At 70.3% G+C, this 24,599-nt stretch carries 22 protein-coding genes; 7 read left to right on the plus strand and 15 right to left on the minus strand.

The features are described from left to right. Positions 1 to 7: 7 nt before the first annotated feature. The 4 genes from BJY20_RS01985 to BJY20_RS02000 are packed head-to-tail and all read left to right on the plus strand — an operon-like array spanning position 8 to position 4,296. Complete coding sequence (locus BJY20_RS01985; RefSeq protein ID WP_185989992.1) at positions 8 to 2,038, plus strand: ATP-binding protein; 2,031 nt, start codon at positions 8 to 10, stop codon at positions 2,036 to 2,038. After that, positions 2,035 to 2,817 carry an enoyl-CoA hydratase family protein gene (locus BJY20_RS01990; protein ID WP_185989993.1) on the plus strand — a complete coding sequence of 261 codons (783 nt, stop codon included), beginning with the start codon at positions 2,035 to 2,037 and terminating at the stop codon, positions 2,815 to 2,817. The genes BJY20_RS01985 and BJY20_RS01990 overlap by 4 nt, the downstream gene beginning before the upstream one ends. Continuing rightward, positions 2,814 to 3,440: a TetR family transcriptional regulator gene (locus BJY20_RS01995; RefSeq protein WP_185989994.1), complete on the plus strand. Its 627-nt coding sequence runs from the start codon at positions 2,814 to 2,816 to the stop codon at positions 3,438 to 3,440. Before BJY20_RS01990 ends, BJY20_RS01995 begins: the two co-directional genes overlap by 4 nt. Beyond that, a complete protein-coding gene (locus BJY20_RS02000) occupies positions 3,427 to 4,296 on the plus strand; it encodes an enoyl-CoA hydratase-related protein (RefSeq protein WP_185989995.1) in 870 nt (289 codons plus the stop codon). The genes BJY20_RS01995 and BJY20_RS02000 overlap by 14 nt, the downstream gene beginning before the upstream one ends. A 13-nt stretch (positions 4,297 to 4,309) precedes the next feature. On the opposite strand, the gene BJY20_RS02005 is transcribed toward BJY20_RS02000, so the two are convergent. Both BJY20_RS02005 and dnaE read right to left on the minus strand, forming a co-directional pair. Further along, complete coding sequence (locus BJY20_RS02005) at positions 4,310 to 6,502, minus strand: S9 family peptidase (RefSeq protein WP_425484112.1); 2,193 nt, start codon at positions 6,500 to 6,502, stop codon at positions 4,310 to 4,312. Further along, positions 6,499 to 10,110, minus strand: coding sequence for a DNA polymerase III subunit alpha (dnaE, locus tag BJY20_RS02010; protein ID WP_185989996.1), 3,612 nt, complete (start codon positions 10,108 to 10,110; stop codon positions 6,499 to 6,501). The genes BJY20_RS02005 and dnaE overlap by 4 nt, the downstream gene beginning before the upstream one ends. A 195-nt stretch (positions 10,111 to 10,305) precedes the next feature. Between dnaE and BJY20_RS02015 the strand changes: the two genes are divergently transcribed. From BJY20_RS02015 to BJY20_RS02025, 3 genes are all read left to right on the plus strand, one after another. Continuing rightward, entirely contained in the window at positions 10,306 to 11,838 is a 1,533-nt protein-coding gene (locus BJY20_RS02015; protein WP_246297085.1) for an AMP-binding protein, read from the plus strand. 89 nt (positions 11,839 to 11,927) lie between these two features. Further along, positions 11,928 to 12,479, plus strand: a complete 552-nt coding sequence (locus BJY20_RS02020; RefSeq protein WP_185989998.1) for a hypothetical protein — start codon at positions 11,928 to 11,930, stop codon at positions 12,477 to 12,479. Next, on the plus strand, positions 12,479 to 12,697 hold the full coding sequence (locus BJY20_RS02025) for a helix-turn-helix domain-containing protein (protein WP_185989999.1): 219 nt from the start codon (positions 12,479 to 12,481) through the stop codon (positions 12,695 to 12,697). The genes BJY20_RS02020 and BJY20_RS02025 overlap by 1 nt, the downstream gene beginning before the upstream one ends. Positions 12,698 to 12,701: 4 nt before the next feature. Here the strand turns inward: BJY20_RS02025 and BJY20_RS02030 are convergent, their stop codons facing one another. The 13 genes from BJY20_RS02030 to ftsW form a co-directional block, all read right to left on the minus strand. After that, entirely contained in the window at positions 12,702 to 13,637 is a 936-nt protein-coding gene (locus BJY20_RS02030; RefSeq protein WP_185990000.1) for an RluA family pseudouridine synthase, read from the minus strand. Continuing rightward, the gene (gene lspA / locus BJY20_RS02035; RefSeq protein ID WP_185990001.1) at positions 13,630 to 14,229 is read right to left on the minus strand and encodes a signal peptidase II; all 600 of its coding nucleotides are present in this window, start codon (positions 14,227 to 14,229) and stop codon (positions 13,630 to 13,632) included. The genes BJY20_RS02030 and lspA overlap by 8 nt, the downstream gene beginning before the upstream one ends. Next, positions 14,202 to 14,810 (minus strand): TraR/DksA family transcriptional regulator, encoded by a 609-nt coding sequence (locus BJY20_RS02040; RefSeq protein ID WP_185990002.1) that lies wholly within the window; start codon positions 14,808 to 14,810, stop codon positions 14,202 to 14,204. The genes lspA and BJY20_RS02040 overlap by 28 nt, the downstream gene beginning before the upstream one ends. 206 nt (positions 14,811 to 15,016) lie before the next feature. Beyond that, positions 15,017 to 16,102 (minus strand): DivIVA domain-containing protein, encoded by a 1,086-nt coding sequence (locus tag BJY20_RS16255; RefSeq protein WP_221935216.1) that lies wholly within the window; start codon positions 16,100 to 16,102, stop codon positions 15,017 to 15,019. 73 nt (positions 16,103 to 16,175) lie between these two features. Further along, complete coding sequence (locus BJY20_RS02050) at positions 16,176 to 16,451, minus strand: YggT family protein (protein ID WP_185990003.1); 276 nt, start codon at positions 16,449 to 16,451, stop codon at positions 16,176 to 16,178. Between the two features lie 42 nt (positions 16,452 to 16,493). Next, positions 16,494 to 16,967, minus strand: coding sequence for a cell division protein SepF (locus tag BJY20_RS15825; RefSeq protein WP_246297086.1), 474 nt, complete (start codon positions 16,965 to 16,967; stop codon positions 16,494 to 16,496). 45 nt (positions 16,968 to 17,012) lie between these two features. After that, positions 17,013 to 17,717 (minus strand): YggS family pyridoxal phosphate-dependent enzyme, encoded by a 705-nt coding sequence (locus BJY20_RS02060; RefSeq protein WP_185990004.1) that lies wholly within the window; start codon positions 17,715 to 17,717, stop codon positions 17,013 to 17,015. Beyond that, on the minus strand, positions 17,714 to 18,445 hold the full coding sequence (locus BJY20_RS02065; protein ID WP_343062738.1) for a purine nucleoside phosphorylase YfiH/LACC1 family protein: 732 nt from the start codon (positions 18,443 to 18,445) through the stop codon (positions 17,714 to 17,716). The genes BJY20_RS02060 and BJY20_RS02065 overlap by 4 nt, the downstream gene beginning before the upstream one ends. Positions 18,446 to 18,478: 33 nt before the next feature. Continuing rightward, positions 18,479 to 19,828, minus strand: coding sequence for a cell division protein FtsZ (gene ftsZ, locus BJY20_RS02070; RefSeq protein ID WP_185990005.1), 1,350 nt, complete (start codon positions 19,826 to 19,828; stop codon positions 18,479 to 18,481). A gap of 150 nt (positions 19,829 to 19,978) precedes the next feature. Next, a complete protein-coding gene (locus tag BJY20_RS02075; protein ID WP_185990006.1) occupies positions 19,979 to 20,752 on the minus strand; it encodes a cell division protein FtsQ/DivIB in 774 nt (257 codons plus the stop codon). Positions 20,753 to 20,762: 10 nt separating this feature from the next. Further along, complete coding sequence (murC, locus tag BJY20_RS02080; protein ID WP_343062739.1) at positions 20,763 to 22,211, minus strand: UDP-N-acetylmuramate--L-alanine ligase; 1,449 nt, start codon at positions 22,209 to 22,211, stop codon at positions 20,763 to 20,765. Further along, a complete protein-coding gene (murG, locus tag BJY20_RS02085) occupies positions 22,204 to 23,316 on the minus strand; it encodes an undecaprenyldiphospho-muramoylpentapeptide beta-N-acetylglucosaminyltransferase (protein ID WP_185990008.1) in 1,113 nt (370 codons plus the stop codon). Before murG ends, murC begins: the two co-directional genes overlap by 8 nt. Further along, positions 23,313 to 24,599, minus strand: coding sequence for a putative lipid II flippase FtsW (gene ftsW / locus BJY20_RS02090; protein WP_343062740.1), 1,287 nt, complete (start codon positions 24,597 to 24,599; stop codon positions 23,313 to 23,315). Before ftsW ends, murG begins: the two co-directional genes overlap by 4 nt.

A 24,599-nucleotide genomic window follows, 5' to 3' on the forward strand; every position in this document is an offset into this window, starting at 1 on the left:
GGAAATGATGACCACCCAGCCCCAGACCCCCATCACCAGCGTCCTCGTCGCCAACCGCGGCGAGATCGCTCGACGCGTCTTCGCGGCCTGCCGCCGACGCGGCATCAGCACCGTCGCGGTCTTCTCCGACGCGGACGCCAACAGCCCCCACGTCACCGACGCGGATGCCGCGGTGCACCTGCCCGGCAACGCGCCGGGTGATACCTACCTGCGCGGCGACCTCGTCATCGAGGCCGCCCAGCGGGCCGGTGCGGACGCCATCCACCCCGGGTACGGATTCCTGTCGGAGAACGCCGACTTCGCGCAACAGGTCCAGGCAGCCGGCCTGACCTGGATCGGACCCGACCCACAGGCCATCCGGGTCATGGGCAGCAAGGTCGAGTCGAAGCAGCGGATGGCCGAGGCCGGCGTCCCGGTGCTCAACCGCCTCGACCCGGCCGAGGTTGCGCAGGAGCATCTGCCCGTGCTCGTCAAGGCCTCCTCCGGGGGCGGTGGTCGCGGGATGCGGATCGTGCGGGCTCTCGACGAGATCGACGGCGCCGTCGCCTCCGCCTCCCGTGAGGCCGCGTCCGCCTTCGGCGACCCGACCGTCTTCGTCGAGCGCTACCTCGAGTCCGGTCACCACGTCGAGGTCCAGATCATGGCGGACGCCCACGGCACCGTGTGGGCCCTGGGTGAGCGCGAGTGCTCGCTGCAACGCCGTCACCAGAAGGTCATCGAGGAGGCCCCCTCCCCTCTCGTCGACCGGGTCGGGGAGCAGATGCGCACCGCGCTGCTCGATGCCGGACGCAACGCGGCCGCGGCCGTGGACTACCGCGGTGCCGGGACCGTGGAGTTCCTCGCCATGCCCGATGGGTCCTTCTTCTTCCTCGAGATGAACACCCGCCTGCAGGTGGAACACCCGGTCACCGAGTGCGTCACCGGCACCGACCTGGTCGGTCTGCAGATCGAGGTCGCCGAAGGGCAGCAGCTCACCGGGGACGAACCGACCCCCCGGGGGTGGTCGATGGAGGCCCGGCTCTACGCCGAGGACCCGGGCGACGGCTGGCGTCCGCAGACGGGGACCATCGCCGCGCTCGATCTGCCGGGGGTCACCTCGCACTTCGAGATCCCGGCGCACCACGGTCTGCGACTGGACTCCGGCGTCGAGGTCGGCTCGGTCATCGGCACCCACTACGACGCGATGATCGCCAAGGTGATCTCCTTCGCGCCGACCCGTACCGAGGCAGCTCGTGAGCTCGCCTCCGCCCTGCGGCGCGGCCGGGTGCACGGCCTGGCGACGAACCGGGACCTGCTCGTCGCGAGCCTGCTCCACCCGGAGATGCTCGCCGGCACCGCGGACACGAGCTTCTACGACCGGCACGACCCCACCACCCTGACCGCGGGTGCCGCCCTCGCCCCCGACCTGGCCGCACTCGTGGCCTCGATCGCGGATGGCGCGCACCAGCGCGCCGAGCGAACGGTGCTCGGGGCCGTCAGCGGCGGGTTCCGCAACGTACCGAGCATCTTCCAGCGCCGCGGCTTCGGTCACGGTGACCAGGAGATCCACGTCGGATACCGCATCGGCCGCGAGGGGCTCGAGGTCGAGACGCTCCCGGCGGACGTGACGAGCATCGAGCTCGTCGAGGCCACCGGAGGGTCCGTCGTCATCAACCTGGACGGGGTGCGCCGGCGCTTCGATGTCGCGACGATCGACAACGGCGACGGGTCCGGTACGCAGGTCGCGGTTGACTCCCCCATGGGCAACCTGACGCTGCGGGTGCTGCCCCGCTTCGTCGACCCGGCGGCGCTGAAGCCGGCCGGCACACTCGTCGCGCCGATGCCGGGCTCGATCATCGGCGTTGCCGTGGAGGTCGGCGACGAGGTGACGGTGGGGCAGCCGCTGCTCTACCTTGAGGCGATGAAGATGGAGCACGAGGTGGCCGCCCCGGCCTCCGGCACGGTCGTCGAGATCTCGGTCTCGGTCGGTCAGCAGGTCGAGCAGGGCGCCACCCTGGCCGTGGTCGAGGACGAGAACGAAGGGCAGGACGAGGCATGAGCACCCAGGACACACAGCGACGCGTGGACGTGACCACCGAGGGCGGCATCGCGACGGTGGCGCTGGACTCTCCGCACAACCGCAACGCCCTGTCCGGTCTGCTCGTGGCGCAGCTGCGCGAGGCCCTGGACGCCGCAGCGGCGGACGAGGCCGTGCGCGCGGTCGTGCTCACCCACACCGGCGGCACGTTCTGCGCCGGCGCGGACCTGTCCGAGGCCACCGATGACCCGGCGGACGACCCGGCCCGCGCCCGCGCGGATGAGCTCGTCGACCTGCTCCGGCTCATCGTCACGCTGCCCAAGCCGGTCGTCGGGGTCATCGATGGGCACGTACGCGCCGGCGGTATGGGTCTGGTCGCCGCCTGCGACATCGTGCTCGCCGGCGAGGCCTCGACCTTCGCCCTGACCGAGTCGCGACTCGGGCTGGCCGCCTCCGTCATCTCGCTGACCGTCCTGCCGCGGATCGACCCGCGAGCGGCCTCTCGGGTCTTCCTCACCGGTGAGAAGTTCGACGCGGCCGAAGCGGCCCGCATCGGTCTGGCGACCGAGGCGCCCACGGACCTGGACGCAGCGCTGACGAAGCTCACCGGCGACCTCGCGAAGTGCTCGCCGCAGGGCCTGCGCGAGAGCAAGGCACTCGTCACCCACGAGCTGCTCGCCCACCTGGACGAGCACCGTGACCGGGTCGCCGCGCAGTCCTCGCGCCTGTTCTCCAGCGAGGAGGCCAGGGAGGGCATGACCGCCTTCCTCCAGCGGCGAGCTCCTCGCTGGTCGGCGTGAGCCTCGAGCCGAAGCAGGACCGCAGCCGCGCCACCCGGGCTCGGCTGCTCGAGTCGACGGTGCACTGCGTGGCCAGCCGCGGGTGGTCCGCTTCGACCGTCTCGGTCATTGCGGCGGACGCGGGGATCAGCCGCGGCGCCCTGCAGCACCACTTCCCCACCCGGGAGGAGCTCGTCGCCGCCGCGCTGGAGCACATGTTCGACGAGCGGCGGCTGATGGTCGAGGCCATGGCGCCACCGCAGTTGACCGGGGCCGAGCGCGTCCACGCGGTCGTGGCGACACTCGTCGAGCTCTACATGGGCGACCTCTTCCGGGCGGCCCTGCAGGCGTGGGTGGCCGCAGCGGCCGACCCCCAGATGCTCGAGACCATCCAGCCGCTGGAGCGGCGCTTCGCCCGATCGGTGCACGCCGCTGCGGTGGAGCACCTCGGGGTCGATGACGACGACCCACACGCCCGGACACTGATCCAGACCACGCTGGACCTGGCCCGTGGTCTGGCGCTGGCGGACCTGCTCTCCGATGACTCCAAACGCCGCCGCCGCATCGTGCGCACCTGGTCGCAGATGCTGGCTGCCGAGCTGGGCGCGAGCGATCAGGAGGCGGATTCGCATGGCAGCCACTGACTACGACGACATCACCTACGAGGTGTGCGAGCAGATCGCGACCATCCGGCTGAATCGACCGGAGGCACGCAACGGGTACACGCTGCGGATGTCCGACGAACTGGAGGACGCGCTGCAACGGGCGGATCGCGACGACGATGTGCGCGTGGTCGTCCTCACCGGTGCGGGTGGGGACTTCAGCGTCGGTGCGGACCTGTCCGGGGGCGGCTTCGACGTGAGCGAGGCGGACGAAGCCTCCGGTCAGGAGCACTGGCAGGAGCCTGCCGGGCGCTGCTCGAGAACCATCCACCTGATGAACACCCCCGTCATCGCCGCCATCCGCGGCGCCGCCGTGGGCGGTGGGCTGACGATCACGCTGTCGTGCGACTTCCGGCTGGCCGCGACCGACTCGCGCTTCGGCTTCGTCTTCGCTCGTCGTGGCATCTATCCCGAGGGGGCGTCCGTCTGGTATCTGCCGCGCCTCGTCGGGGTGACGAAGGCCAGCGACTGGATGATCAGCGGCCGGGTCTTCGGCGCGGATGAGGCGCTGGCCTCCGGCCTGCTCACCTCGGTCCACGAGCCCCACGAGGTGGAGGAAGCAGCCCACGCACTGGCCCGCGACATCCGCGACACCACCGCGCCCGTGTCGGTGGCCGTCATCCGAGCGATGCTCGCCCGTCTGTCCGGCGGGTCCTCCCCCTTCCCCGCCCACGAGGTCGACTCCGCGCTCATCCGCAACCTTGCCACCAACGCCGACGCCATCGAGGGGGTGCGCTCCTTCCTGGAGAAACGCCCGCCGACCTTCCCGGGCACCGTGAGTCGCGACCTGCCGTCATCCCTGCCGTGGGCGGATCAGCCGACCCACACCCCGGACTGACGATCGATCGCACTCACTCCACCGGGTCGACGGCCCCCACCCTCTCGAGCAGCCAGGCCCACTCCCACGCGGCTTGTTCCCACGCGTCGTAACGGCCCGAGCGCCCGCCGTGTCCCGCACTCATCTCGGTGCGCAGCAGGATCCGGCGCTCGTCGTCGTGGAGGGTGACCTCCCGCAGGCGTGCCGTCCACTTCGCCGGCTCGGTGAAGTACACGCGGGTGTCGTGCAGCGAGGTCGTGGCGAGGATCGGCGGATAGGCGACGTTCGCAACGTTTTCGTACGGGGTGTAGCTGCGCATGTACGCGTAGACCTCTCGGTCGTGCAGCGGGTCACCCCACTCGTCCCACTCCTGCACCGTCAGCGGCAGGTCGGGACGCAGGATCGTGGTCAGCGTGTCGACGAAGGGCACTGCCGCCAGTACGGCCGCGAAGCGGTCAGGCGCCAGGTTGGTGGCGGCGCCGACGAGCAGACCGCCGGCGGACCCCCCTTCGGCCGCCAGGCGGTCGCGGGCGACCCAGCCGGTCTCGTGGAGGTGCTGGGCGGCCGCGACGAAGTCGGTGAAGGTGTTCTTCTTCGCCAGCATCTTGCCGTCGTCGTACCAGTGCCGGCCGAGCTCGCCGCCGCCGCGCACGTGCGCCACGGCGTAGACGACGCCCCGGTCGAGCAGGGACAGTCTCGCGATGGAGAAGTAGGGGTCGAAGCTCATCTCGTAGCTGCCGTACCCGTAGAGCAGGCCGGGGTTGCTGCCGTCGGGCTGCGTCCCGCGACGCATGACGAGGGAGACGGGCACCTGCGTGCCGTCCGGGGCCGTGGCCCAGGTGCGTTGCTGCTCGTAGTCGGCCGGGTCGACGCCGCCGAGTACTCGCTGGCGCTTGAGCACGACCCGCTCGCCGGTCGTGACGACGACGTCGAGGACGCAGCGGGGGCTGACCCACGACTCGTGGATCACCCGGATGCGGTCGGTGCCCACCTCGGCGACCGGCCCGAGCGCCACGGAGTGCAGCTCGTCGTCGAAGGAGACGTCGACCGGGTCCCCGTAGTCGCTCGCGCAGAACGGTGCCGATCGCCCTGCGCCGTGAACTCGCGGCAGGATCCGCAGCGCCGGCAGACCGCCGGCGCGCAGGGACAGCACGGCGAAGTCGTCGAAGGCGTCGACACCGATGAAGCGCTCGCCCTCGGCGCGCTGCAGGAGCGGCTGCCACTGGTCCGGGCTCGCCGCGTCGAGCGGCGCCCAGGCCAGGTCGCCCTCCCTCTGGCGCTCGTTGTGCACGATGAGCAGGTGGTCGGCAGCCGGCTCGACGTCGTACTCGACGCCCTCGCGTCGGGGTGCGACGCACCGCGCCGGCGCGGTCGGGTCGGTGGCGTCGATGAGGTGCATCTCGGAGGTCGTCTTGGACCCGAGTGCGAGCACGATCCAGCGATCGTCGCGGCTGGTGCCCAGCCCCATCCAGAACCGCTCGTCCTCCTCGCGGTGGACGAGCACGTCGTCCTCCCGGGTGGTGCCGACCTCGTGGCGCCACACCTCGTGCGGGCGCCACGCGTCGTCGACGCTGACGTGGAAGAGGTGGCCACCGTCGCGGGAGAAGGCCAACCCGTACCCGGCGCCGGTGACGGCCTCGTCGAGAAGCTCGCCGGAGGCGATGTCCACCACGCGCACGTCGAAACGCTCGTCACCGGTGACGTCGACGGCGTAGGCGAGGCGGGAATGGTCGTGGCTGACCTCGAGACCCCCGAGGGAGAAGAACTCGTGCCCGTGCGCGAGCGCGTTGCCGTCGAGGAGGACGACCTCACCGGGCAGCGGCTCGCCCGGGTCGAGCTCGGGCACGGCGCCGGCATCGGTCAACGGCGCGCGGCAGTGGATCGCGTACTGCTGGCCCTCGACCGTGCGGGCGTAGTACCACCACTCACCCGAGGCGACCGGGACCGACAGGTCGGTCTCGAGGGTGCGCTCCTTGATCTCGTCAAAGAGCCGCTGGCGAAGGGGGGCCAGGTGCGCCGTCGACGCCTCGGCGTAGGTGTTCTCCGCCTCGAGGTGGGCCAGCACGTCGGGGTCCTCGCCGTCGCGCATCCACTCGTAGGGGTCGACGACGTCGTCTCCGTGGTGGCTGCGCACGTGCTCGCGCTTCTGCGCTGTGGGCGGCGTGGGCTGCGGGTGCATCTGCTGCGTCATGGGCCGGGCTCCTTCGTCGGTCGTGGGGTCGCTCATGCGGAGACCGCTCGGGCACCGAGGATGACCTTGAGGTCACCGATGAGCGCCTCGCTCGGCTCCACCCGGTAGCTGGCGTCGACGGACATGGTCACCGACCGCCCCGGCTGGACGAGCTTGATCTGCACGTCAGTGCTGCCCGGGTGCTGCGAGAGCACCTGCTTGACCTCCTCGATCCGCCCGCTCGTCGCGCGGGCGTGGTCGAGGGTGAGCACCACCGGACCGCGGGGCCCGTCGGTCAGCTCGGGGATCTTCAGGTCCTCGGCGTACAGGGAGACGGAGTCGTCACGCACGTTCACCCGACCACGCACGACGGCGACGATGTCCTGGGTGAGCATCGTCTGCACCGTCAGGTACGTCTTGGGGAAGAACAGGCACTCGATGGCGCCCTCGAGGTCCTCGACGGTCGCGATGGCCCACAGGTCGCCCTTCTTGGTGCGCTTGACGCTCAGCCCGGTGACGAGCCCGGCGATGGTGACGTGGCTGTTCTCCTTCACGCCGTTGTCGGACTGCGTCAGCGTCGCGATGGAGGTGTCCGCAGCGCGTTGGAGCACGTGCTCGACCCCGAAGAGCGGGTGGTCGGAGACGTAGAGACCGAGCATGTCGCGCTCGTTGGCGAGCTTGGCCTTCTTGTCCCACTCCACGTCGGGGATCGCGCGCAGGCCCATCCCCTCGATGCCGGAGCCCAGGGCAGCGTCCGCGTCACCGTCACTGCCACCGCCGAACATGTCCCACAGCGAGTCCTGGCCGACCGCCTCCTGGCGCTTGACGCCGACGAAGGCCTCGACGTACTCCTCGTGGACCATCACCAGGCCCTGCCGGGGGTGGTCGAGGTCGTCGAACGCGCCGGCCATGATCAGCGACTCGATGGTGCGCTTGTTGCACACGACCGCCGGGCACTTGGCGAGGAAGTCGTCGAAGGAGACGAACGCCCCCTTCTCCTCGCGGGTGGCGATGATCGCCTCGACGACGTTGCGACCGACGTTGCGGATCGCGAGCAGGCCGAATCGGATGTCCTCCCCGACGGCCGCGAAGGGGCCTTCCGACTCGTTGACGGAGGGGGGTAGCACGTTGATGCCCATGCGGCGGCACTCGTTGAGGTAGAGCGCCGACTTGTCCTTGTCGTCACCGACGGAGGTCAGCAGCGCCGCCATGTACTCGGCCGGGTAGTTGGCCTTGAGGTAGGCGGTCCAGTACGAGACGAGGCCGTAGGCGGCGGTGTGCGCCTTGTTGAAGGCGTAGTCGGAGAAGGGGACGAGCACGCCCCACAGGGCCGCGACCGAGGTCTCGTTGTAGCCGTTGGCCTTCATCCCCTCGGAGAAGGGCACGTACTCCTTGTCGAGGACCTCCTTCTTCTTCTTGCCCATCGCGCGGCGGAGCAGGTCGGCATTGCCCAGGCTGTACCCCGCGAGCTTCTGCGCGATCTCCATCACCTGTTCCTGGTATATGCAGAGGCCATGCGTCGTGCCCAGGATCGGCTCGAGCGCCTCGACCATCTGCGGCTGGAGCTTGCCCTTCAGCTGCGGGTCGAGCGGGACGACCTCCTGGCGGCCGTTCTTGCGCAGCGCGAAGTTCGTGTGCGCGTTGACGCCCATCGGGCCGGGTCGGTAGAGCGCGAGGGCTGCGGAGATGTCCTCGAAGTTGTCCGGCTGCATCAGCCGCAGCAGGGTGCGCATGCCGCCGCCGTCGAGCTGGAAGACGCCGAGAGTGTCTCCGCGGCCGAGCAGGCGGTAGGTGGCCTGGTCGGTCATGTCCTTGCTCAGCGCGTCGAGGTCGATCTCCTCGTCGCGGTTGCTCTTGATGTTGATCAGGGCGTCGTCGAGGATCGTCAGGTTGCGCAGGCCCAGGAAGTCCATCTTGACCAGCCCGAGCGTCTCGCACGTCGGGTAGTCGAACTGGGTGAGGACCTGTCCGTCCTGCAGCCGCCGCATGATCGGGATGACGTCGATCAGCGGTTCGCTGGACATGATCACGCCGGCGGCGTGGACACCCCACTGGCGCTTCAGGCCCTCCAGGCCCTTGGCCGTCTCGACGATCTCGCCGAGGTGCTTCTCGCTCTGGACGAGGTCGCGGAACTCCTGGCCCTCGTTGTAGCGGTCGTGCTCCGGGTCGTACATCTTGTTCAGCGGGACGCCCTTGCCCATGACGTCGGCGGGCATCGCCTTGGTCAGCTGCTCGCCGACCGAGAAGGGGTGACCCATGACCCGGGCGGCGTCCTTGACCGCCTGCTTGGCCTTGATCGTGCCGTAGGTGGCGATCATGGCCACGCGATCGTCGCCGTACTTGTCGGTGACGTACTGGATGACCTCCGAGCGCCGACGCTCGTCGAAGTCGACGTCGAAGTCCGGCATCGACTGTCGCTCGGGGTTGAGGAAGCGCTCGAAGATCAGGCCGTGCGGGACCGGGTCCAGGTCGGTGATCCCCATCGAGTAGGCACACATCGAGCCCGCACCGGACCCACGACCCGGACCGACGCGGATGCCGTTGTCCTTCGCCCAGTTGATGAAGTCCGCGACGACGAGGAAGTACCCCGGGTACCCCTTGCCCGCGATGACGCCGACCTCGTAGTCCGCCTGCTGCTGCGCGTACTCCGGGATGCCATCGGGGAAGCGCCGCGACAGACCCGTCTGGACCTCCTTGACGAACCAGGAGTGCTCGTCCTCCCCCTCGGGGACGTCGAATCGCGGCATGTACCGCCCTTCGCCCTCCGTGAAGGAGACCTCGCACATGTCGGCGACGCGCAGCGTGTTGTCACAGGCCTCCGGCAACTCACGCCACAGCCGGCGCATCTCCGCCGGGGACTTCAGGTAGTAGCCGTCCCCCTCGAAGGAGAACCGGTCGGGGTCGAGCAGCGTCGAGCCGGAGTTGATGCACAGCAGGGCATCTTGGGCGATGTAGTCCTCCTGCTTGACGTAGTGCAGGTCGTTCGTCGCCAGGAGCGGCAGCTGCAGGTCCTTGGCCAGGCGCATCAGGTCCTCGCGCACCCGACGCTCGATCTGGTTGCCGTGGTCCATCAGCTCAAGGAAGTAGTAGTCCTTGCCGAAGATGTCCCGGAACTCGCTGGCGGCCTCGATCGCCTCGTCGTACTGCCCCAGCCGCAGCCGCGTCTGGATCTCGCCGGACGGGCAGCCGGTCGTCGCGATGAGCCCCTCGCCGTACTGCGAGAGCAGCTCACGATCCAGCCGCGGCCACTTGGCGTACACCGAGTCCAGCGAGGCCATCGAGTCCATGCGGAAGAGGTTGTGCATGCCGGTGTTGTTGCGCGCCAGCAGCGTCATGTGGGTGTAGGCGCCACCACCGGAGACGTCGTCACCCTTGCGGGTGCGCTCGTCGCCCCACTTCACCCGGGTCTTCTCCTTGCGGCTGGTGTGGCCGGGGGCGACGTAGGCCTCCAGGCCGATGATCGGCTTCACGTCGTAGGACTGCGCCGTCTTCCAGAACTCGTGCGCACCGAAGAGGTACCCGTGGTCGGTCGTCGCGATCGCCGGCATGCCCATCTCCTGGGCGGTGGCGAACATGTCCGTGATCCGGGCAGCCCCATCGAGCATGGAGTACTCGGTGTGGTTGTGCAGGTGGACGAAGTTCTCGGAACGCGGCAGCTCGGACATCGCTCCGAGTCTAGGCCGAGCCGACGACAACCCGGCCCCTGCCCGACGAGTGGTCCGACCCGGCCGTCGATCGCGGGCCCGGCACCGCTCACCGCGCCGCATCCCGGGCGACACTTCCCCCTTCGCGCCGGTGGGTCTACCGTCAGGATCGACACCGTCGCTCAGCCACAGGAGGCCCCCCGGATGCACGTCCCCATGTCCGTCAACCACTTCCTCGACCGCGCCGCCAGCGTCTACGGCGAGCGCACCGCCGTCGTCGACGAGCCGGACCAGCCGGCCGCACCGCTGACGGACGTGACCTATGCCCGGATGCGACAGCTGGCCCGGGCGCAGGCTGCCCACCTGGACTCCCTGGGGATCGAGGTCGGCGACCGGGTCGCCGTCGTCTCGCACAACTCCGCCCGCCTCCTGACGAGCTTCTTCGGTGTCTCCGGCTCCGGGCGGGTGTTGGTGCCGATCAACTTCCGCCTCGCCCCCGAGGAGGTGAAGTTCATCGTCGAGCACTCCGGCGCCCGCGTGCTGTACATCGACCCCGAGCTGACCTCCCTCATCGACGAGGTCCAGGCCGAGCACACCTTCGTCCTCGGCGATGACGAGCACCTCTTCGGGACGCAGGACGAGATCGCCGCCGCGCAGCCGCGCCCCTGGGAACCGGACGAGAACGCGATCGCGACGATCAACTACACCTCCGGCACGACGGCCCGCCCCAAGGGCGTGCAGATCACCCACCGCAACATCTGGGTCAACGCGGTCACCTTCGGCCTGCACGCCGGCATCGGCGACCGGGACGTCTACCTGCACACGCTGCCGATGTTCCATGCCAACGGCTGGGGCATGCCCTTCGCCATGACGGGTGTCGGCGCCCAGCACATCGTCATCCGCAAGATCGACGGGGCGGAGATCCTGCGACGGGTCCGGGATCACGGCATCACCGTCATGTGTGCCGCGCCGGCCGTGGTCAACGCCGTCCTGACCGCAGCGCAGGACTGGGAGGGCGAGATCCCAGGCCGGGGCCGCGTGCGGATCATCGTCGCCGGTGCCCCGCCGCCCACGCAGACCATCGCCCGTGTCGAGACCGAGCTCGGCTGGGAGTTCCAGCAGATCTACGGCCTGACCGAGACCTCTCCCCTGCTGACGGTCAACACCACCCGCGCGGAGTGGGACGACCTGTCTCCGGATGACCGCGCCGGCAAGCTCGTGCGGGCAGGTATGCCTGCCCTCGGCGTCGAGATGGCGGTCTCCGAGTCCGGCGAGGTCCTGGCCAGGAGCAACGTCATCATGCAGGGCTACTGGAATCTGCCCGAGGAGACCGAGCGCACCTTCGAGGGCGGCTGGTTCCACACCGGTGACGGTGGCTACATCGAGGACGACGGGTACGTCACGATCAGCGACCGCAGGAAGGACGTCATCATCACCGGCGGCGAGAACGTCGCCTCCGTCGAGGTCGAGGACGTCCTGTTCTCGCACCCGGACGTCACCGAGGTCGCCGTGATCGGCGTCCCGGACGAGAAGTGGGGCGAGACGATCAAGGCCCTCGTCGTCGTCGCGGAGGGGGCCACGGCCACCGAGGCCGATCTCATCGCGTGGTGCAAGGCGCGCGTCGCCGGCTACAAGTCGCCGACCTCCGTCGAGTTCCGCGACGAGCTCGCCCGCACGGCGACCGGCAAGTTGCAGAAGTTCAAGTTGCGCGCCCCCTACTGGCAGGACCGCGACCGCCAGGTCAACTGACACCACGGCCCACCCCCTTCGCACACCTCTCTGCTACATTGCTTATCGATGCATCGAAAAACAATGTATGAGCGGGAGGGGACACCATCATGGCCACACGCTTCCAGCGCGATGCGAGCGCCTCGATCTTCGCCTTCGGTCTCGCCGGGGTCGCCCTGGCGGTGCACGTCGCCGACACGGTCGTGGACGCCTGGCAGGACGACGTCGTCCCGATCGACGTCACCACGACCGACGGGCAGGCCACCACGGCGCTCGTCGCGATCGAGCAGGCGCCCGACTGGGCGGTGACCACCCTGCGTGCAGCGCAGGTCGTCGAGTGGATCCTCGGGGCGCTCGTCCTGGTCCTGCTGACCCTGTGCGTCGTGCGGATGGTCCGTGGAGAGGTCTTCACGCGCCCGACCGCACGCGTGGCCACATGGGCCGGCTGGACCCTGCTCGCCTACATCGGCCTGCCACTCGTGCTGCGCCTGGTGTCCTCGGGCGAGGTCCTGCATGCCGCCCGGGTCGGCGAGGAGTTCGACGTGCGGATGCTCTCGAGCGAGTTCTGGTACCTCTATGTCGGGATGATGGCGGTGTCCTTCCTCGCCCTCGTGCTACGCCGTGGGAGCCGGCTGCAGGAGGACCAGGAGGGGCTGATCTGATGCCCCCCGAGGACCACCGGGTGCGCTGCCACCTCGACGAGCTGCTCGAGGCGAAGGGCATGACCGTCACCGAGCTCAGCCGTCGGATCGGCATCACCCACGCCAACCTCTCGGCGCTGAAGAACAACCGTGGTCGCGCGATCCGGTTCTCGACCCTGACCGCCCTGTGCGACGCGCTCGACTGCGCTCCCGGCGACCTGTTCTCGGTGCGCCGCTGACCCCTCAGGACAGCTCGGCGAGGCGGTCCAGCGCCTGCTGCAGGTCCTGCGGGTAGGTGCTCTCGAAGCGCACGTACTCGCCCGAGCCGGGGTGGATGAACCCCAGCCCCATCGCGTGCAGCCACTGCCGCTCCAGACCGAGTTTCCTGGCCAGGCTCGGGTCCGCGCCGTACACCGGGTCCCCGACGCACGGATGGCGAAGGGCGGCCATGTGCACCCTGATCTGGTGGGTGCGTCCGGTTTCGAGCGTGACGTCCAGCAGGGACGCGTGCCGGAATGCCTCGATCAGCTCGTAGTGGGTGATCGCGTGCTTGCCGGAGTCCATGACGGCGAACTTGTACTCGCCGCTCGGGTGCCGGCCGATCGGCGCGTCGATGGTGCCGACGTGTGGGTCGGGCAGCCCCTGGACGAGCGCGTGGTAGGTCTTGTCGACCGTGCGCTGCTTGAAGGCGCGCTTGAGCACGGAGTAGCCGTACTCGCTCTTGCACACCACCATCAGGCCGCTCGTGCCGACGTCGAGCCGGGAGACGATCCCCTGCCGCTCACTCGCGCCGCTGGTGGTGATCCGGTAGCCGGCGGCCTTGAGCCCGCCGAGGACGGTCGGCCCGGTCCAGCCGACGCTCGGGTGCGCGGCGACACCCACGGGCTTGTCGACGACGACGATGTCGTCGTCGTCGTGGATGATCCGCATCCCCGGCACCGGCTCCGCGACGACCTCCAGCGTGGGGCCGGGGGCCAGCGACGGCAGCACGATCTCGATGTGGGCGCCGGTGGTCACACGGGTGGACTTGGCCACCCCGGCGCCGTCGATCTCGACCTTGCCCTCAGTGGCGAGCTCGGCGGCCCGGGTGCGGGAGAGGCCGAACAGTCGCGCCACTGCGGCGTCGACGCGCTCCCCCTCGAGCCCCTCGGGAACGAGGACGTTGCGGATGTCACTCATCGGTGTCCTCCTTGGCGTGGCGCCGATCGGCCGCGTGCTGCGGGTGCGATCCGTCCATGCCGGTGTTGGTGAAGACGAGCCACAGCAGCAGGAGCGCTCCACCGACGATGGCGATGTCGGCGACGTTCCCGACGAAGAGGCCGCCGTAGTCGATGAAGTCGACGACGTGGCCCTCCAGCGGACCCGGCTCGCGGAAGAAGCGATCGAAGAGGTTGCCCAACGATCCGCCGAGCAGCAGCCCGAGGGCCAGGCCCCATCGTGCGGAGCCGATCCGCGGAGCGACGGCGAGGATTGCCAGGGTCACGACGATCGCGACGAGGGTCATCACCCACGTCATCGAGTCGCCGATGGAGAACGCAGCACCCGAGTTGCGGATCAGCCGCAGGCCGAGCAGGTCACCGACCAGGCTGACGCCCGGCTCCCCCTCGAGTGCGGTGAGCGCCCACACCTTGCTCGCCTGGTCGACGACCAGGACGACGACCGCGGCGATGACGTACCAGGCCAGGACCCGCGCACGGGGTCTCGTCCGGGTGACGTCGCCGTCCCCGGGTGGCTGTGTGGCGCTCAGCGGCGCTCCTGTGTGCTCTTGCATGTCATACACAGGGTCGCACGCGGATAGGCCTGGAGTCGAAGCTTGCCGATCGGGTTGCCGCAGGACTCGCAGATCCCGTAGGTGCCGTCCTCGAGCCGCTCGAGCGCGTGGAGGTTCTGCTCCAGCCCGGTCCTGGCCCCCGCCAGGAGGCTCAGCTCGTGCTCACGCTCGAAGGACTTCGCCCCGGCATCGGCCTGGTCGTCGCCGGCCCCGTCGATCGGCTCCCTGAGGAAGACGCTCAACTCGTTCTCCGAGGACTGCAGATCCGCACGCAGCCGGGCGATCTCGCCCTCGAGCTCCACGCGGACCTCCTTCAGCTCGGCCGGGGTCCACGGCGACTCGTCCTCACGGACGACGAGGCGCTCGGCCCGGGTCACCCTAGTGGCCGTCGCCTTCTTCGCGGTGCTCTTCCTGGTCGCCGCAGTCTTCTTCGCAGGCTTCTTCGCCGCGGTCGAGGTGGACTTCGTGGCGGCCTTCTTGTCCGCCTTCGTCGTCCCGTTCGCCGTGGTGCCGGCCGCGCCCTTGGCAGGCGTGGTCTTCTTGGTGGCCGCAGTGCGGGCCGTCGACTTCTTCGCCGCCATGACCGTCCTCGATGTCGGGAGGTCCGTGCCGTGCCCGGACCTAGTGTGCCCGCAGAGTACGACGTTTTGGCCGGTGAGAGCAGGATCACGCTGCGGCGTTTCCCCGCCGGCACCAACCGGGCCCGGACAACACGAGAGGCGGCGGTGTCCGGATGGACACCGCCGCCTCTCGTCAGGCGACCGGGACGGACCCGATCAGGGCCTCATCAGTGCTTCGCGCCCTCCTGGGGGGCGAGCGCGGGAGCAGACTCGAGGTCCTTCAGCTGACCGGAGATGAAGTCCTTGAGCTTGCTGCGGTAGTCGCGCTCATAGGTGGTCAGCTCGGAGATGCGGGTCTCCAGGGTGGCCTTCTGCGCGTTGAGGTCGTCGAGGATCTTCTTGCGCTTCGCCTCGGCCTCGCTGACGAGCGACGCGGACTTGGTCTGCGCGTCGGAGACGAGCTTGTCGCGCTGGCTCGTGCCCTCGCCGACGAGCTGGTCACGCTTGGTCTGACCGGACTTGACGAACTCGTCGTGCTTGCTCTGGCCCGAGGTCGAGAGCTCGTCGTGCTTGCTCTGACCCTTGGTGACGAGCTCCTGGTGCTGGCGCTCGGCCTCGGCGACCATCTTGTCGCGCTGGGTCTGGCCCTCGGCGACGTGCTCGTCGTGCAGCTTCTGGGCCAGGGCGATCAGGCCGGAGGCCCCGGCGCCACCGCCGGCGGCGGCGGCCATCTGGCCGGCACCGGCGTCGGAGGACTCGGCGGCCGGCTCGGCAGCCGCTGCGTCCGCACCGGCCTTGGCGTCGGCCTCGGCCTTCTCGGCAGCGGCGTTGGCGGCCGCAATACGCTCCTGGGCCTTCTTCTCGGCCTCGTCGGCGCGGGCGTTGACCGTGGCGACTCGCTCGTCGGCGCTGGCCTGGGCGGAGGAGACCTTCGCGGAGTCGCCGTCCTGCTTCCCGTCACGCGACGTGGCGCCCGACTCGAGCTCGGTCACGCGGCGCTCCAGCTCGCCGGCGCGCTTCTCCGCGTCGGCGCGCGCGGCGCTCTCCTTCTCCAGGCGGCTGCGCAGGTCGCGGGTCGCGGCCTCGTCGGGCTTGCCTGCGCCAGCAGTCGCGGCTGCAGCTGCGGCAGGAGCGGCAGGAGCGGTGCCACCGTCGCCGGCTCGGGAACGCAGGTCCTCCGAGTCCTTGACCATGCGCCGCATCTCGGCGACGACCTCGTCGAGGAAGTCGTCGACCTCGCGCTCGTCGTACCCACGACGGAACTGGGTCTGGGTGAAGGTCTTGTTGAGGACGTCCTCGGGCGTGAGCGCCATACTTCCTCCGTATGCGATCGGGCAGTTTCGGGGCTCGTACGGCGCGCGGCACGCACGGGCATCACCACTCAGCCTAGACGATCGCGCGCAGGATCGAGACCACGACGATGAGGATGAGGAATGCGAGGTCGATCGCCACGCCGCCCAGTCGCAAGGGCGGAACCACCTTGCGGATTGCCTTCAGCGGCGGATCGGTGGCCGTGTAGATCGCCTCGGCGATGACGAGGACCACACCCCGGGGTCGCCACTGGCGCGCGAAGACCTGGATCCACTCGAAGATGAGTCGTCCGATGAGGATGTACAGGTAGATGCCGAGCAGGAGGTCGAGCACTTCTCGGACGATCAACATGACGTAAGCCTATGTGCCGCACCGAGGGTGCGGCCGGGCAGGTCAGGACTGGTTGAACAGCCCTCGGGCCTGCGGGGTGTCGCCACCCTCGGCGTCGACCTCGATGTGCTCCGGGGAGAGCAGGAAGACCTTGTTGGTCACGCGCTCGATCGAGCCGTGCAGACCGAAGACGAGACCGGCGGCGAAGTCGACGAGACGCTTGGCGTCGGAGTCGTCCATGTCCGTGAGGTTCATGATCACCGGGGTGTTGCTGCGGAAGCTCTCCCCGATGGCCCGGGCATCGTTGTACGTGCTCGGGTGGATCGTGGTGATGCGGTTCATCTGGGTGACCTCCACGTCGCGGACGGCGGGCGCGGCCTGGACCCGACGGATCGGGGTGACCTCGGCAGAGGGCTCCCCCGGGGCCATCTCGTGACCGGGCACGTCGTACTCGTCGACGTACTCGTCGTAGTCGTCGTAACGCTTGTCGTCCTCGGCGAGGCCGAGGTAGACCATCGCGCTCCGCAGTGCCGTCATGTCCTCATCCTTACAACTTCGTAGTCCTCGTCGTCGGTACCGAAGTTACCGCTGGGACGGACGAACTCCGAGGATTGCCGTCCCGACACGCAGGTGTGTCGCACCGTGGCGCACGGCCGCCTCCAGGTCACCGCTCATGCCCGCGGAGATCCGGTCGGCCCGCGGGTGGTCCTCCCGCAGTCGCTGCGCGAGAGCCGACAGCCGGGCGAAGGCCTCGTCCGGGTCGCCTCCGAGGGGCGCGACGGCCATGAGCCCCCCGAGGCGAAGGGAGTCACTCCCCACGATCTCCTCGGCGAGAGCAGGCACGTCGGCCGGTTGCGCTCCCCCGCGACGCCCCGCGGGGTCCGGGTCGAGATCGACCTGGATGAGGGCGGTCAGCTCGCGACCGGCGGTGTGCGCACCCCGGGCGAGTGCCCCGACGATCTTGCTCCGGTCGACGGAGTGGACGACATCGGCCCAGCGGCTGACGGCACCGGCCTTCTTGGACTGCAGCTGACCGATGAAGTGGGCGCGCACCCCGCGTGGCGTGCCACCGTCGGCGAGCTTCGCGCTCGCCTCCTGCTCGCGGTTCTCACCGATGTCGGTGACCCCGAGGTCGGCGAGCAGGTCGAGGTCGCTGCGCGGGAAGAACTTCGTCACCACGATCAGGTGCACGTCCTCGCGCGGGCGTCCGGCATCCCGGCAGGCCCGCTCGATCCGTTCCTCGACGGCGGCCAGCCCCGCGGCGAGCTCGTCCCGACGGGCGCTCACGCCGGCCTGCCGACGATCCCGGCGAAGCGTCCGGTCGTGCCGTCGCGGCGGTGGGAGAAGAGGGACTCGTCCTCGCGGGCGCAGCCGGGGACCCACGTCAGGGGGACGTCCATCCCGCTCAGCTGGTCGACGACGCCGGCGGCGACGTCGATGGCCGGGGTGCCCTGCCACGCGAGCGTGGCGGACACCGCTGCGACGGCTGCGGCCTCGTCGCGCAGGGCGGCGGGGACCTCGTAGCAGCGGCCGCACACCGAAGGACCGACCGTGGCCCGCAGCCCACGGGCCCCGAGGTCGCGCAGTGCGGTGACGACGGCGGGGATGACCCCCTTCGTCATGCCGTGACGTCCGGCGTGGGCGACCCCGACGAGACCGGCTCCCTCGTCGTGGAGCAGCACCGGGGTGCAGTCGGCGACGAGGACGCCCAGGGCGAGCCCCGCCAGGTCGGTGACGAGGGCGTCGGCGGTCCCGACGGCGCCGGTCGGCGTGCGCGGCCCCCGCAGCACCTCGTCGGTGACGTGGATGACGTCCCTGCCGTGCACCTGGTCTGCCCAGACCGTCGGCATGCCGATCTCCGCCTCGAGGCGGGCACGGTTGGTCGCCACGTCCTCGGGCGCGTCACCCACGTGGGCACCGAGGTTCAGGCCGGCGAAGGGGGCATTGCTCGCCCCTCCCTGCCGGTCGGTGAACGCCTGCACCGGTCCCGGTGCGCTCGATCGCCAGGCGAACACGTCAGCAGTGCTCCCGGCCCACCGGAGAGAGGATCACTTCAGGAAATCCGGCACGTCCAGGTCGTCACCGTCGTCGAAGGTCACCTGGCGCGGCGGCGCGGCCGGAGGCTGTTGCGGCTGGGCGGGCTGGCCCTGCTGGGGCTGGCCACCCTGCTGGGCGGGCTGGCCCTGCTGCGGCTGGCCCTGGGCAGGCGTCTGCTGGGTCGGCTGCGCCTGCGCCGGCGCCTGCTGGGGCTGGCCACCCTGCTGGGCGGGCTGGCCCTGCTGCGGCTGACCCTGGGCAGGTGCCTGCTGGGTCGGCTGCGCCTGCACCGGCGCCTGCTGGGGCTGACCACCCTGCTGGGCGGGCTGGCCCTGCTGCGGCTGGGCGGTCGGCTGGTTGCGCCCACCGGACTGGACCTGGCCCAGGGCCCGGTCGTCCTGGCGCGGCGTCGGGGCGCCACCGTCGAAGCCGGCGGCGATGACGGTCACACGCACCTCGTCGCCGAGGGCGTCGTCGATGACCGTGCCGAAGATGACGTTGGCCTCGGGGTGCGCGGCCTCCTGGACGAGGCGGGCGGCCTCGTTGATCTCGAAGAGGCCAAGGTCGCTCCCACCCTGGACCGACAGGAGGACACCGTGGGCACCGTCGATGCTCGCCTCGAGCAGCGGCGAGGAGATCGCCAGCTCGGCGGCCTGGACGGACCGGTCCTCACCCCGTGCGGAGCCGATGCCCATGAGAGCGGATCCGGCCCCCTGCATGACCGACTTGACGTCGGCGAAGTCGAGGTTGATCAGACCCGGGGTGGTGATCAGGTCCGTGATGCCCTGGACACCGGAGAGGAGCACCTGGTCGGCCGAGCGGAAGGCGTCGAGCATGCTCACGGCGCGGTCGCTGATCGAGAGCAGGCGGTCGTTGGGGATGACGATGAGGGTGTCCACCTCGTCGCGCAGCGAACCGATCCCGGACTCGGCCTGGTTGGCGCGGCGACGCCCCTCGAACGTGAAGGGCCGCGTGACGACACCGACGGTCAGGGCACCGAGGCTCTTGGCGATCTTGGCGACGACGGGCGCACCGCCCGTGCCCGTGCCGCCTCCCTCGCCGGCGGTCACGAAGACCATGTCGGCCCCCTTGATGACCTCCTCGATCTCCTCGGCGTGGTCCTCGGCGGCCTTCTTGCCGACCTCGGGGTCCGCGCCGGCACCGAGGCCACGCGTGAGGTCGCGACCGACATCGAGCTTCACGTCCGCGTCGGACATCAGGAGCGCCTGGGCATCGGTGTTGATCGCGATGAACTCAACGCCCTTGAGCCCGACCTCGATCATCCGGTTGATGGCGTTGACGCCACCGCCGCCGATGCCGACGACCTTGATAACGGCCAGATAGTTCTGGGCTGATGCCACGGGGACTCCTGTTGCTTGCTGCTCGGTGGTGCCGTCGACCCGGAAGCTCAAGGTGAACTTCAGGGTTACAGTTTGATCACGCTCGGTGTGCGGGTGACGTTATGCGGCCCGAGCCCGGGGAGCAAACGCATGACCCGCGTGTCGCCCAGCCTAACCCCTCGTGACGGGGGACCCGGGGGCTGACACATCGATGATCTCGGGCTTCTTCTCCAGCAGGATGGGGATGACCCTCACCTTGACCTCCGGACTCTCGGCGTCACCCCAGACGATGGTCGTGCTGCCGAGGCGGAAGCTGACCTGGTCCGCCCCGTCGACGGTGACGTCACGCACCCGATCGCGCATGTCCTCGGGCAGTGCCCGGAGCATTCCCCGGGCGGCCTTCACGCCGTGGCCCGAGACCTCCGTGTTGCCCTGCGCCGTGACCGTCGGGACATCCTTCGGCGCCGAGGCGACGGTGCGGATGACGACCCCGTGGCCGTCGAGCAACCTGAAGCCCTCGTCCTGGCGGACCGCCAGTACCGGAACCCTCGACGTAACCTTTACGTTGAGGGTGTGCGGCCAGCCGCGATCGACGTCCACCTCCTTCACGCCGGGCACCTCGTCGATGATCCGGGCCGACATCTCGCCGGCGTCCACGCGGGCGAGTGGCCTGCCCTGCTCCTGCTGGGCGATCTGCTCGATCGCCGGCGCGTCGGACTTCTGCGCCCCGGTGACCTCGACCGTGCGCACGTCGAGCACGGAGGAGAAACCCAGGAGCCAACCGAGCCCGACCAGGACGGCGACGACGAGCAGGGCAACGAGCCATCGGCGCAGCCGCAGACCGCGGGCCCGGGCAGCGCGCTCGACGAAGCGACGCTCCGTCGCCTCCCTCGTCCCGCTGCGTGGTTGGCGTGCTGGGGGCCGGCTCATCGACCGCTGTGCCATCGACCCCGCCTCAACGTCCGAGGGCGTGCAGGATCTGCGGGCCGAGCGCGGTGATGTCCCCCGCGCCGACCGTGAGAACGAGGTCGCCCTGCGTGGTCGTGGCGGCGATGCGCTCCAGGGCCTCCTGCTCGGTGACGACCGAGGCCGCGGTCCCGGATGCAGCGAGCGGGTCGGCGATCAGGTGCGAGGTCACACCCGCCAAGGGCTCCTCCCGGGCACCGAAGACGTCGAGCAGCAGCACCTCGTCCGCCGGGGCGAGCCCCTGGGCGAAGAGGTCGGCGAAGTCGCGGGTGCGCGAGTACAGGTGCGGCTGGAAGACGACGACGAGGCGCGCCTCCCCCGCGATCTCACGGGCGGTGCGCACGACGGCTTCGACCTTGCCGGGGTTGTGCGCGTAGTCGTCGACGACGGTGACCCCGCGGGCCACCCCCTTCGTCTCGAAGCGTCGTCGGGTCCCGCCGTAGGCCGCGAGGCCGGCGAGAACCGCCTCGGCGTCGAGACCCAGCCCGTCCACCGCGGCGGCGTAGGCGGCTGCCGCGTTCAGCAGGTTGTGTCGTCCGGGGACCGCGATGGCCAGCTCCCGGTCCGGCCCGTGGGTGGACAGCGTGGACAGGGTTGCTCTGGAGTTGGTCCCCTCGAGCACCGGGTCGGCCAGGCGCAGATCGGCGCCCTCGGTGAAGCCGTAGGTGAGCACGTGCCGGCCCGCCCCGGCCGCCCGGCGGGCCAGCCGGGTGGACCCTTCGTCATCGGCACAGGCGATGAGCAGACCGTCGGGCTCGATCGTCGCGGCGAACTCGAGGTACGCGGCCTCCACCGTGGCGAGGTCGCCATAGAAGTCGAGGTGGTCCGGCTGGACGTTGGTCACGACTGCCACGTGCGGGCCGTAGGCGATGAAGGAGCCGTCCGACTCGTCGGCCTCCGCGATGAAGGCGGCGCCGTCGCCGAGGGCGGCGTTGACGCCCTGCGTCGACAGCTCCCCACCGAGGGCGAAGGAGGGGTTCTCGCCCGCCTCGAGCAGGGCGACGGTGAGCATCGAGGACGTCGTCGTCTTGCCGTTGGCGCCGGCGACGGCCACCCGCTCCTGGCCACCCATGGCGGCGGCGAGGGCCTGGCTGCGGTGGATCACGCGCAGGCCACGCTCCCGGGCCGCGGTGAGCTCGGGGTTGGACTCGCGGATCGCGGAGGAGACGACGACCGTGTCGGCGCCCTCGAGGTGGGCCGGGTCGTGCCCCACGTGGATGCGGGCACCGAGCCGGCGGAGTCGCTCGAGCAGCGGGGAGTCCTTCGCGTCGCTACCGCGCACCTCCACCCCGGCATCGAGGAGCAACCGCACGATCGCGGACATCCCGGCCCCGCCCGCGGCGAGGACGTGGACGACGCCGAGATCGGTCAGCGCGAGCCGGGTGGCCAGGTAGTCGAAGCGCGGGTTGCGCGGCACGGGCGGGAGCGTCTCAGCCACGGCTGCCGCCCTCCACCCAGGCGGTGGTGACGAGGTCGGCCAGCGTCTCGTCCGCATGACGGTGGCCGACGGACGCCGCGGCCTCGGCCATCGCGTCCAGCCGCTGCGCGTCACGCAGCATCGGCACCATCTCGGTGGCGACCCAGCCCGGGTCGACGTCGGCGTCCTCGACGAGCAGCCCTCCCCCCGCCTCGACGACGTCGGCGGCGTTGAGCCGCTGCTCGCCGTTGCCGATGGGCAGCGGGACGTAGACGCCCGGCAGGCCGACGGCCGTGAGCTCGCAGACGGTGTTGGCGCCGGCACGGCAGACGACGGCGTCCGCGGCCGCGTAGGCCAGGTCCATCCGGTCGACGTAGGGCAGGACGACGTAGGGCACGGACGGCTCCCCGCCCACGGCCTCGAAGTCCTTGCCGGCGCCGGTGGCGTGCAGCACCTGCACCCCGGCGTCACGCAGCGTCGCCACGCTCGCGGCGAAGGCGTCGTTGAGCCGCTTGGCCCCCAGGGAGCCACCGGTGACCAGCAGGACCGGGAGGTCCTCGCGCAGACCGAAGTGCGTGCGTGCGCCGGCGCGGGCGCGGTACCGGTCGAGCGCGATGATCTCGGGGCGCAAGGGCATGCCGATGACCCGTCCGCCGGGCAGCTTGGTCCGCGGGAAGGTCATCGCGACGTGGTCGGTGAATCGTGCGCCCACCTTGTTGGCGATGCCGGCGCGGGCGTTCTGCTCGTGGATGACGATCGGCACCCCCAGACGGCGGGCGGCGAGGTAGGCGGGCGTGGAGACGTACCCACCGAAACCGACGACGACCTGGGCGTCCATCTCCTCGATCGCCTGCTGGGCGGCGGCGACCGCCCGGCGCAGGTTGACGGGCAGCCGGACGAGGTCACCCGTGGGCCGGCGCGGCAGCGGCACCTTGGGGACGGTGCGGAACTGGTAGCCGCGCTCGGGCACGAGGCGCGACTCCAACCCCTCGACCGTCCCGAGGGCGACGACGTCGACGGCGGGGTCACGACGCCGCAGGCAGTCGGCGAGCGCGAGCAGCGGCGAGACGTGCCCCGCGGTGCCACCCCCCGCCAGGAGGATGCGTGTGGGGCGCGAGCCAGTCATCGGGTGGAGGTCCTCCTGATCGGTAGTCGGGCGCGCAACGCACGCAGCCCGGACGGCTTGGCAGCGATCATCTCAGAGCAGCCCGGCTCGTCGCGCGCGAAGCTGAGGAGTACGCCGACGGCGAGCATCGTGGTCACCAGCGAGGACCCGCCCGAGGAGACGAAGGGCAGCGGGACACCGATGACGGGGAGCATGCCGATCACGGCACCGATGTTGATCGTCGCCTGGACGAGCACCCACGTGCAGATGCCGGCGGTGACGATCCGCACGAAGAGGTCATCGGTGCGTGAGACCAGGCGCATCCCGGTCAGGGCGAAGGCAGCGAACAGTCCGAGGATGGCCAGGGTGCCCAGCAGCCCCAGCTCCTCACCGATGATCGCGAAGATGAAGTCGTTGTAGGGCTCGGACAACCAGCCCCACTTCTCCCGGCTGGCCCCCAGGCCGACGCCGAGCCAGCCGCCGTCGGCCAGGGCGAAGCGCCCGTGCATCGGCTGGCGGCAGATGTCGTAGAAGAGCTCGCTGCCCGGGGCGCAGGCCTGCGGGTCGAGCCAGATCTGGATGCGCTGCATGCGGCTGTTGCCCAGGCCGGCGGCGAGGACGCCCAGGACGGCGAAGAGGCCGGCGCCGACGACGAACCACCGCAGGTGCACACCGGCGGCGAAGAGCATGCCCACGACGATGATGGCGATGACCATCGCGGTCCCGAGGTCGTGCCCCAGCATCACGAGCGTGAGCAGGACGAACGCGATCGGGACGACGAAGGGGACCAGCGCGTGCTTGATCGAGCCGATCAGCTCGCGCTTGCGCTCCAGGATCAGGGCGCCGGAGAGCACCAACCCGAGCTTGGCGATCTCGCTGGGCTGGAGGGTGAAGGGTCCCACGCCGATCCAGTTGCGGTTGCCCTGGAAGCCGAAGCCCAGGGGCGAGAAGACCAGGGCGAGCAGCACGATCGAGACCAGCAGGGCCGGCAGGGCCAACCACTTCCAGAAGGCCACGCTGCGTCGCGCGGCCCACCACAGCACGATGGCGCCGAGGACGGCGAAGACGAACTGCTTGAGGAAGATCGTGAAGGAGGAGTCGCTCTCCTTCAGCGAGACGATCATCGAGGCGGAGAGCACCATGACCAGCCCGATGCCCACGAGCAGCCCGACGATGCCCAGCAGCAGGTAGTAGGTCGTCGTCGGCGACTCGAAGCGGGCCAGCCACTGATCGAGCAGGTTGCCGTCCCGGCGACCGCGGCGCGTCGCAGATCGACCACGTCCGGTCGCTGCGTTGCTGCTCAC

This window comes from Janibacter cremeus (assembly GCF_013409205.1).
GTDB lineage: Bacteria > Actinomycetota > Actinomycetes > Actinomycetales > Dermatophilaceae > Janibacter > Janibacter cremeus.